Annotated in this window: 8 protein-coding genes, 1 tRNA gene and 1 pseudogene; 3 read left to right on the top strand and 7 right to left on the bottom strand. The window is 65.9% G+C overall.

What is annotated here, in order from left to right:
- Positions 1–433 precede the first annotated feature (433 nt).
- Positions 434–1456, top strand: coding sequence for a fatty acid desaturase (locus KBZ07_RS12330; RefSeq protein WP_254931890.1), 1023 nt, complete (start codon positions 434–436; stop codon positions 1454–1456).
- An 8-nt stretch (positions 1457–1464) separates the two neighbouring features.
- Here the strand turns inward: KBZ07_RS12330 and KBZ07_RS12325 are convergent.
- A tRNA-Thr gene (locus tag KBZ07_RS12325) sits at positions 1465–1536 on the bottom strand.
- 74 nt (positions 1537–1610) lie between these two features.
- On the opposite strand from KBZ07_RS12325, the gene KBZ07_RS12320 reads away from it, so the two are divergent.
- Positions 1611–1865 carry a DUF3493 domain-containing protein gene (locus KBZ07_RS12320; protein ID WP_197151501.1) on the top strand — a complete coding sequence of 85 codons (255 nt, stop codon included), beginning with the start codon at positions 1611–1613 and terminating at the stop codon, positions 1863–1865.
- On the opposite strand, the gene KBZ07_RS12315 is transcribed toward KBZ07_RS12320, so the two are convergent.
- The 6 genes from KBZ07_RS12315 to KBZ07_RS12290 all read right to left on the bottom strand — a co-directional run bounded on the left by KBZ07_RS12315 (position 1782) and on the right by KBZ07_RS12290 (position 8339).
- A complete protein-coding gene (locus KBZ07_RS12315; RefSeq protein WP_254931889.1) occupies positions 1782–2486 on the bottom strand; it encodes a low-complexity tail membrane protein in 705 nt (234 codons plus the stop codon). The genes KBZ07_RS12320 and KBZ07_RS12315 overlap by 84 nt on opposite strands.
- Before the next feature lie 5 nt (positions 2487–2491).
- On the bottom strand, positions 2492–5704 hold the full coding sequence (infB, locus tag KBZ07_RS12310; RefSeq protein ID WP_254931888.1) for a translation initiation factor IF-2: 3213 nt from the start codon (positions 5702–5704) through the stop codon (positions 2492–2494).
- Positions 5705–5787: 83 nt separating this feature from the next.
- Positions 5788–6066, bottom strand: a complete 279-nt coding sequence (locus tag KBZ07_RS12305; RefSeq protein ID WP_197151498.1) for a YlxR family protein — start codon at positions 6064–6066, stop codon at positions 5788–5790.
- Positions 6063–7412, bottom strand: coding sequence for a transcription termination factor NusA (nusA, locus tag KBZ07_RS12300; RefSeq protein ID WP_254931887.1), 1350 nt, complete (start codon positions 7410–7412; stop codon positions 6063–6065). The genes KBZ07_RS12305 and nusA overlap by 4 nt, the downstream gene beginning before the upstream one ends.
- A gap of 31 nt (positions 7413–7443) precedes the next feature.
- On the bottom strand, positions 7444–7917 hold the full coding sequence (gene rimP / locus KBZ07_RS12295) for a ribosome maturation factor RimP (protein ID WP_254931886.1): 474 nt from the start codon (positions 7915–7917) through the stop codon (positions 7444–7446).
- 122 nt (positions 7918–8039) lie between these two features.
- Positions 8040–8339 carry a hypothetical protein gene (locus tag KBZ07_RS12290; protein ID WP_254931885.1) on the bottom strand — a complete coding sequence of 100 codons (300 nt, stop codon included), beginning with the start codon at positions 8337–8339 and terminating at the stop codon, positions 8040–8042.
- A gap of 34 nt (positions 8340–8373) precedes the next feature.
- Between KBZ07_RS12290 and KBZ07_RS12285 the strand changes: the two are divergent.
- Positions 8374–8557, top strand: a pseudogene (locus KBZ07_RS12285) (3',5'-cyclic-nucleotide phosphodiesterase); the annotation flags it as partial.

Below are 8557 nucleotides of genomic sequence, written 5' to 3'. Positions count from 1 at the left end.
GGTCTGGGTATGGAAGTGATGCACGAGCGCAACGCTCACAACTTCCCGCTTGACCTGGCTGCTGCCACTGCCACCCCTGTGGCACTGACCGCACCTGCTATCGGCTAAGGCTTAACAGCCTGGCTAAGGCCAACTCATAAACGGAATCCCCCCGGCCCCCTCGCAAGAGGGGGCTTTTTGTTGGCTCGGCAACAGCCAATCAGTCGCGGCTTGAGGGCCCCTATTCCTAGGGTTTGGGGGAATCCTTTCAGCGTGATTCGTCTCCCCTTGTTATGTGGCAGCGTCCTTGAAGTCGTCTGAATTCCTCCTCTCCCAATCCCAGTCCCATCGTTCCTCGACGCCCACTGCCTATCCCAGCAAGGCGCAATTGCTGGCCTGCCTTCCCGCCTCCCTGCTGACCATTGACCCCGTCAAGGCCTGGGGGAGTCTGGCCATGTCTCTAGGTCTGACCCTCCTTGCCTACGGCGTGGGCACCCAGATACCCCTCCGGCTAAGCGCTGCGCCCCTCTGGCTGCTCTATGCCGCGGTGACAGGCACTGTGGCGGGCGGTTGCTGGGTGCTTGCCCATGAGTGCGGCCACCGCGCCTTTCACCCCAACCCCCGGGTGGAAACGGCGGTGGGCTTTGTGCTCCACAGCCTGCTGCTGGTTCCCTACTTCAGCTGGCAGCGGAGCCATGCGGTGCACCACGCCAATTGCAATCACCTCGAAGCGGGTGAAACCCATGTGCCTCCCCGTTCCAATTCGCCCGAGGGCAGGTTGCTTAAAGGGGTGCTCAGTCGGATTGGGCCGGAACTGTACGGCGTCTACGCCCTGATCTTCCACCTGCTGGTGGGGTGGCCGCTCTATTTACTTTTTGGAGTTACAGGGGGCGCAGATTATGGAGCTCCTACCTCCCATTTCTGGAATTTATTGCCTTTTAACAAGGGCAAAAAGCAGCTGTTTCCGGATTCCGTTCGGAAGCTGATGCTGCTATCGAACCTGGGCTTGCTGGCCATGCTTTTAGTGCTGGTGCTGGCTTCAGTTAATTATTCTTTTTTGCGGGTTTTGTGCGTCTATGGGCTCCCGTATCTGGTGGTCAATGCCTGGCTGGTTGCCTATACTTGGCTGCAGCACAGTGATACAGATATTCCCCATTTTTCTTCGGGCGACTGGACCTGGGCGAAGGGTGCTCTTCAGACTGTGGATCGTCCCTACGGGCCCCTGTTGAACTTTCTGCACCATGGGATTGGTTCAACCCATGTGTGCCACCACGTCAACTCCCGCATTCCCCACTACAACGCCTGGCAGGCCACAGCCCTGTTGAAGCAGCAGTTTCCGGCACTGGTGCGCCATGACCCCACAGCAATTCATGCCGCGCTCTGGCGGGTGGCAAGTCGCTGTGTGGTCGTATCCCAGGCACCTACAGGAGACGGATACTTTTACGAGCCCCAAATCAGCTCTTTGGCTGATGATTGAGACCAAAAAGCCGGTGATCGGATTTGAACCGACGACCTACTGATTACGAATCAGTTGCTCTACCCCTGAGCTACACCGGCGCCCCAATGAAATTAGCATTGACCAGCTTGCCCCACTGCTTGCCCTACCGCCTTGCCCCACTGCCTGCCTGAAGATGGGACCAAATTCTGACCCGATTGACCCTGCCTTGCGTGCCCGGCTCCTCCAGGAAGTGCGCACTCCCTGGCGAGGCCTGCGCAGGGGGCTGTGGCTGGCCCTGGCGGCCTCAGGGGCAGTTGGGTTGGCAACGATGGCCATGCGAGCGGCGAGCGGCGCCGAGGTGGCCTCAGCCGATCTCCTGATCCAGGTCGGTGCCCTCGGCTTGTTCGGCAGCCTCCTCTGGCTGGATCGCAACCGAGCCGGCAGCTGAGGGGCCAGCTGAGGCGGCAGCTGAGTTGCCAGCTGCCACCTGGAGTGGCTCAAGCAGCAGCAGGGGCAGCCCCAGGCAGAGCCGCTGGGAGTCCAACTCTGCACGGGTCATAGGTGGGTAGCTAGCCAGTGGGTCAGGCTTGCGGCCCAGCAGCGCGATCGCCTGGACCAGCTCCTGCAACTGCCACAGGACCAGGGCCAGCAGCGGGCAGGCCAGCAGCAGAGCGACAAAGCGTGGGCTGGCCGTCAGTGGGGAGAGGGGCGCGGCCAGGGCGGCGTGCTGATCAAGCCACCAGAAGAGAGGCAGTAGGGCAGCGGCCCCCAGCAGCATGGCCAGCCTGGCCGGCAGGGGGCTTTGCAGGGCCGCGAGCTGGAGCTGGGCTTCGCTGCGACCCCGCACCGGCACCTGCACCAGCAGCAGGGAGCAGACGTCGGCAGGCCGCTGCCAGAGCAGGATCGCCGGCCCCAGCACGCCGATGGCCCAGGCCAGCAGCCGCTCCAGACTTGGCAAGGGGCCCGGATCGGCACCGGCCAGCAGCAGCAGCAGCCCCAGCAGCTCCAGCGGAATGGCCCCGAGGGCCACGAGCTGGAGCCAGAGCAGGGGCTCGCTGCGGGCGTTCACCGCGCTCAGGTGCTGAGGGTGCGGCGCTGGGTGACCAGCTTGTAGGCCTCCACCCGATCGCCTTCCTGCCAGCCCGTGTAGCGATCGGTGCCGATGCCGCACTCGAAGCCGGTGGCCACTTCCTTGACGTCGTCTTTGTTGCGGCGCAGGGAGTCGAGGTCGCCCTCGAACACCTTCTCCTTGCCGCGCCAAACCCGCACCTTGCAGTTGCGTTGCAACTTGCCGCTGGTGACGTAACAACCCGCCACCGCGCTGCGGCCGATGCTGAACACGGCCCGCACCTCGGCTTCGCCGAGGGACTCCTCCACTAGCTCCGGCTCCAGCAGGCCTTCCATGGCCAGCTGGATGTCTTCCAGCAGCTTGTAGATCACGTCGTAGTCGCGCACATCGACGCCGGTGGCATCGGCGGCCCGCTTGGCGCCTGGCGCCATCGAGGTATTGAAGCCCACGATCACCGCACCGGAGGCGGCCGCCAGGTCGACGTCGGTTTCGGTGATCTCGCCCGGAGCCGAGAGCAGCACCCGCACCTGCACTTCGCCCTGGGGCAGTCGTTCGAGGGAGCCAAGGATTGCTTCCACCGAACCCTGGACGTCGGCCTTGAGGATCAGGTTGAGCTCCTTGAGCTCGCCCTCGCTGGCCTGGCCCGACATTGAGGCCAGGGAGACCCGGCGGGAAGCCATCTGCTGGGCCAGACGGGTGGCGCGGGCTTCGCTGGCCCGGTCACCCACCACCGAGCGGGCGGTCTTCTCGTCGGGATAGACCTCAAACTCGTCGCCGGCGGTGGGCACTTCGCTGAAGCCCAGGGCCTCAACCGCATAGGAGGGGCCGGCCTCCTTGACCCGTTTGCCGCCGTCGTCAACCATGGCCCGCACCTTGCCGAGTACGGGCCCCGCCGCCAGCACATCCCCAGCCCGCAGGGTGCCGTTCTGCACCAGCAGGGTGGCCACCGGACCCTTGGCCTTGTCCAGGTGGGCCTCGATCACGGTGCCGCGGGCCATGCGATCCGGGTTGGCCTTGAGGTCTTCCACCTCCGTCACCAGCAGGATCATCTCCAGCAACTTGTCGACGTTCACACCCTTGAGGGCGCTCACCGGCACCATCACGGTGTTGCCGCCCCAGTCTTCAGCCACCAGTTCGAGCCCCGAGAGCTCCTGCTTCACCCGATCGGGGGAGGCCCCCTCCTTGTCGATCTTGTTGATCGCCACCACGATCGGCACCTTGGCCGCGCGGGCGTGGCTGATCGCCTCCAGGGTTTGGGGCCGGACGCCGTCATCGGCGGCCACCACCAACACCGCCACGTCGGTCACCTTGGTGCCGCGGGCCCGCATGGCGGTGAAGGCCTCGTGGCCCGGTGTATCCAGGAAGGTGATCTTGCGCTGTTCTCCGCCGTGGGGAATCTGCACCTGGTAAGCACCGATGTGCTGGGTGATGCCCCCGGCTTCGCCAGCGGCCACGCGGGTTTTGCGGATGGCATCAAGCAGGCTTGTTTTGCCATGGTCGACGTGGCCCATCACCGTCACCACGGGAGGGCGACGGATCAGGTGGGCCAGGTCGCTCTCCTCGATCATCTCCACCGTCTTGGCGGCGGCCTCTTCGACGTCGTCTTCGAGCACCGGCACGCCGAATTCCTCGGCCACTGCCTCAATGGTGGAGAGATCCAGGCTCTGGGTGACCGTGGCGATGATCCCCTTGAAGAACAGGCTCTTGATGATCTCGGAGCTCTCCACCCCGAGTTTCTCAGCCAGCTCCTGCACCGTCAGGTTGCCCTCGGGCACGATCAGCATCTCCGGCCGCACTGCCTTGGCCTCACGGGAGGAGCGCAGTTCCATGGCGCGGCGCCGCTGGCGCTGGCGGGTGGTCTCCTTCTTGCGCTTGCGCATCGCCGCCATCGGTTTGGCGGCGGGGGCAGCGGCAGTGCGGGGCTTGGCGGGGCGCGCCAGGCTGGCCTGCAGGATGAAGGCTTCCTGTTCGCCGGCGTAACCGCCGGTTTCGGCGGTGAGCGCATCATCGTTTTCGCCGATGATGTGCACCTTGGTGCGCTGCTTCTGCGGCGTGCGGCTGCGCAGGGCTTCCAGCTTGGCGCTGTCGTCCCAGTCGGGGCGGCGGGGTTTGCCGGCGGCCCCTGGAGCCGTGGGGGGGCGGAAACCAGGCCGCCTCGGAGCTGCCGGAGCGGCTGGGCTGGCGTTGGGACGCACCAGGTCCGTACTGCCGGGGCTAGGGGCTGCGCCAGCTTCGCTGCGATCTCCCGGCCGTCGCGGCGGCGGCGCGGTAGGCCGGCCGGATGGCTTCTGGAGCTGCATCAGCTCGCCCGGCGCCATCGGTTTGCGCATGCCGGCGGGCATGCCGGGTCTACCAGGAGCGGCTGGGCGATCGGGTGCTGCGGGCCCGGTGATATCGCGACTGTCGCGCCGGATCGGCTTGCCGACGAGCTCCAGGGGAGTCGGGCCGGGGCGCCCCGCCATGCCGGCCTGACCAGGCCGGGTGGGTGCGGGAACTCCCGACCGCTGCGGTGCAGCCGGCCGCTGGCTCAGGGGGGCCCGGCCAGCCGGCGGTGCGGGCCGGCTGCTGGTGGTGCCGCCGCCGGGGCGCACCGGTAATTCCGGTTTGCGACTGCTGAGGACTGGTGTGGTTTGGGCCGGTCTGGCCGGCGCTGGGCTGCTGGGTCGGGCCGGCTTGGAGGCAATAACAACCGGCTTGATCGGCGCGATCGAGGGTTTGCTGGCTGGGCCAGGGGGCTTGGTGACCAGGGCCGGTTTGCTGACCAGGGCAGGAGGCTTGCTGGCCGGGGCCGGCTTGCTGACCAGAGCAGGGGGCTTGCTGGCAGGGGCCGGCTTGCTGACCGGAGCAGGGGGTTTGCTTACCAGAACAGGAGGCTTGGTGACGGGCTGCTTGGTGACGGGCGGTCCCACCAAGGGCCGGGCCGGGGGCGGCAGGGCGGGTTTGGCTGCCATGGGGGCGGCACCAGCACTCTCGGCCTTCTTGACCGAGAGAATTGCTTTCGGAGCGGCTGCAGCCAGAGCTGGAGCGGGTTTCGAGGGGCTGCCGTTGCTGCCGGTCTTGATCAGGGAGCGGATGCGGGAAGCTTCGTCGTCGCTGATCGAGCTGCTGTGGCTCTTGGCAGCAACCCCCAGCTTCTCGGCGGCGTCGAGCACGTCCTTGTTCTCCAGGCCGAGATCCCGGGAAAGCTCATAAATTCTTACTTTGCCGCTGCTGGTCATTCAGGTCTCCATGGGACGGGGCCCAAGGGCCGCCAAGCGGGGCCGAGGGGCACACCAGGCCGCAGGTACGCTCCGGCCAATTGTCATCTTGCCTTAAAGGCGAGATCAGCGCCGGGTGTCAGGCGCCTTTCGAGGCTTGCAACGATGGAATCCGCAACCTGGCAGCGCAGGGCCCGTTGCAGACGCTTGCGCCGTTTCGCCTCTTCGAGGCACTCCTGATTGGGGCAGAGATAGGCCGAACGGCCCATGCCCTGATCCAAGCAGATACCCCCCTCAGCCAGCCGGATCACCCGCCAGAGCTGCTCCCTATCCAGCAACTTGCGGCAGGCGACGCAGCGCCGCAACACCGGACTGCGAGTCACCGGGTTCCGCCCTCGTCAGGGTCGGCAACGGCCTCCTCGGTGAAGTCCTCCTCGTCTTCTGGCAGGGGGTAGAGCTCCCGCAGGCGGGCATCTTCCTCGGCCCGGGCGGCCTGCTCCACTTCCAGCCGGGCTTCGGCTTCAGCCTGAAGGGCCTCCTCCTCCTGGCGCTGGGAGATCAGTTCGGATACCACCGCGTCTTCAGCGGCCTGGTCGTACTCGCTGGCGTTCTTGATGTCGAGCTTCCAGCCGGTGAGTCGGGCGGCCAGGCGCACGTTCTGGCCCTCGCGGCCGATCGCCAGGCTGAGCTGGTCATGGGGCACCAGCACATGGGCGTGCTGCCCCTCCGGGTCGACCAGGCGCACCATCTCGACCCTGGCCGGGCTGAGGGAGTTGGCGATGTACTGGCCAGGATCGGGCGACCAGCGAATCACGTCGATCTTTTCTCCGCGCAACTCGTTGACCACCTGCTGGATGCGGGAGCCCCGGGCACCGATGCAGGCGCCCACCGGATCCACCTCCCGTTCCACCGAATCGACGGCCACCTTGGTGCGGGGTCCGACCGAGCGGGAGGGCGGATTGGCTTCTCGGGCTACGGCCACGATTCGCACCGAGCCCTCCTGGATCTCGGGCACCTCGTTCTCGAACAAATACACCACCAGGCCGGCGTTGGAGCGGCTGACAAACAGCTGGGGGCCGCGCCGCGAAACCTCACTCACCTCCTTGAGGAAAACCTTGAAGGTGGCGTTGGCCCGATAGTTGTCGTTTGGTAGCTGGTCGCGGCGGGGCAGCTCGGCCTCCACCTCGGGCCGGCCCAGGCCACTGCTGACAGCCATGATCACGCTCTGTCGCTCGAAGCGAATCACCCGGGCCGTGAGCACCGGGTCTTCTAGGTCGGCGAATTCTTCTTGAATCATGCGCCGCTGTTGGTCGCGCAGCTTCTGGGCCAGCACCTGCTTGGTGGTGGCGGCGGCCATGCGCCCGAAGTCGTCCTTTTCCGGGGTGACATCGAGCACCACCGTGTCGCCGATCTGGGCGTCATCGGTGACCTGTTGCACCTCAGCCAGGGAAATCTGGTGGTCTTCACTCTCCACCTCCTCCACGATGATCTTGGAGGCCAGCACGCGATAGCCCTCCTCCTCGAGGTCGAGGCCCACATCAAAGTTGGAGAAGTAGTCCTCCTCGAAGGGGTCTTCGCTGATCCCCAGGTAAAGGGTGCGGCGATAGCGCTCGTAGCCCTTGAGCAGGGCTTCCCGCAGGGCGGCCTCCACCACGGGGGGCGGCAGCTTCTTCTCTTCGCTGATGTCCTCGATCAGGTTGTTCAGACCGGGGAGCAGAACCAGGGCCATGGATCAGGGGTGAGAAATGGTCAGGGAGCGTTCAGGTGGGCTGGGCTGGGGTGACCAGGGAAACCCTGATCACCGCGTCCCTTGGGATGAGCTGGGTGCGGCCGCGGACGTTGAGGTGCAGATCCTTTGCGTCGCGCTCCAGCAGGAGCCCTTCGCGCCGCACCTCTAGGCCCTGGTCGTCCCGACAGATCACCTCAATCGGAAATCCGCGGAAACTGCGGAAGTCGCGGTCGTCGTGAAGATTGTCGCTGACGCCAGGGCTGCTGACCTCCAGAACATAGGCATCGCCTAGCCATTCGGCCGCTTCGATCGCCTCCCCAAGCGGTGCACTCAGGGAGGCGCACTCATCGAGGCTGATGTCACTGCCATCGGCCCGCTGCACAAGCACCTGCACCGTCATGGGAATCCGGTGGGTGAACAGGTGAACGCCCTTCAGCTCGAAACCTGCAGCAGCCGTGGCCAGTTGGGCCAGGCGCTCGAGTTCGGGCAGCAGGGGATGGGGCAACGGTGCAGGGAAGCTGGGGGCGGGGGCCCGCCGGCTTTTGCAGTTTTGTAACTGCCCTCAGGCAGCCCGTATTCAGCCTGAAACTGAACCGGAGCCTTTGGGATTGCCCGCCGGGCAAGCAATCACCCTAGGGGATTGCCCGTTCCAGGCCCCATGCCGCCGACGGGAGGGATCTCGATCACCGGGGCCTCGGCGAAGAAGTCGCTGGGCTGGACGGTGCCCAGCTGGCTGGTGTCCTGGTTCAGGCACTGGCACTTCTGCTCGTCGGTGCGCAGGTACTGGCATACCCGGGCCCAGAGCTTGGCGCGGCTGCCCGGGGCTCCCTGGCTGAAGTGCACCAAGTCCTTGCCGCCGGCCATGCCCTGAATCTCAACTTGACAGAGGCTGCAGCGCTGGCGCTTGCCTGGGGGAATTGCTGCCATGGCCGCCGCTGCGAAGAGGGGCCAACTTAGGCCGATGCGCCTCATTCAGCTCAGCGATCCCCACCTTTTGGCCGCCGCCCATGGTTTGTGGCGGGGTCGCCAGCCCTGGGCCTGCTTTGAGCGGGCCCTTGAGCAGGCCTGGATCCAGGCCCCTGCCGCCGATCTGCTGCTGCTCAGCGGCGACCTTTGCCAGGACGAGAGTTGGGCGGGTTACGCCC

This window comes from Cyanobium sp. BA20m-14 (assembly GCF_024346295.1).
Note: the sequence above shows the minus strand (reverse complement) of the source record. Positions and strands in the feature narration are given on the sequence as shown.

Bases quoted from the DNA above. Each gene is read 5' to 3' on its own strand.
- infB (WP_254931888.1), bottom strand. From the start codon at position 5,704: ATGACCAGCAGCGGCAAAGTAAGAATTTATGAGCTTTCCCGGGATCTC.
- KBZ07_RS12290 (WP_254931885.1), bottom strand. From the start codon at position 8,339: ATGGCAGCAATTCCCCCAGGCAAGCGCCAGCGCTGCAGCCTCTGTCAA.
- KBZ07_RS12330 (WP_254931890.1), top strand. From the start codon at position 434: ATGTCTCTAGGTCTGACCCTCCTTGCCTACGGCGTGGGCACCCAGATA.
- nusA (WP_254931887.1), bottom strand. From the start codon at position 7,412: ATGGCCCTGGTTCTGCTCCCCGGTCTGAACAACCTGATCGAGGACATC.
- KBZ07_RS12320 (WP_197151501.1), top strand. From the start codon at position 1,611: ATGGGACCAAATTCTGACCCGATTGACCCTGCCTTGCGTGCCCGGCTC.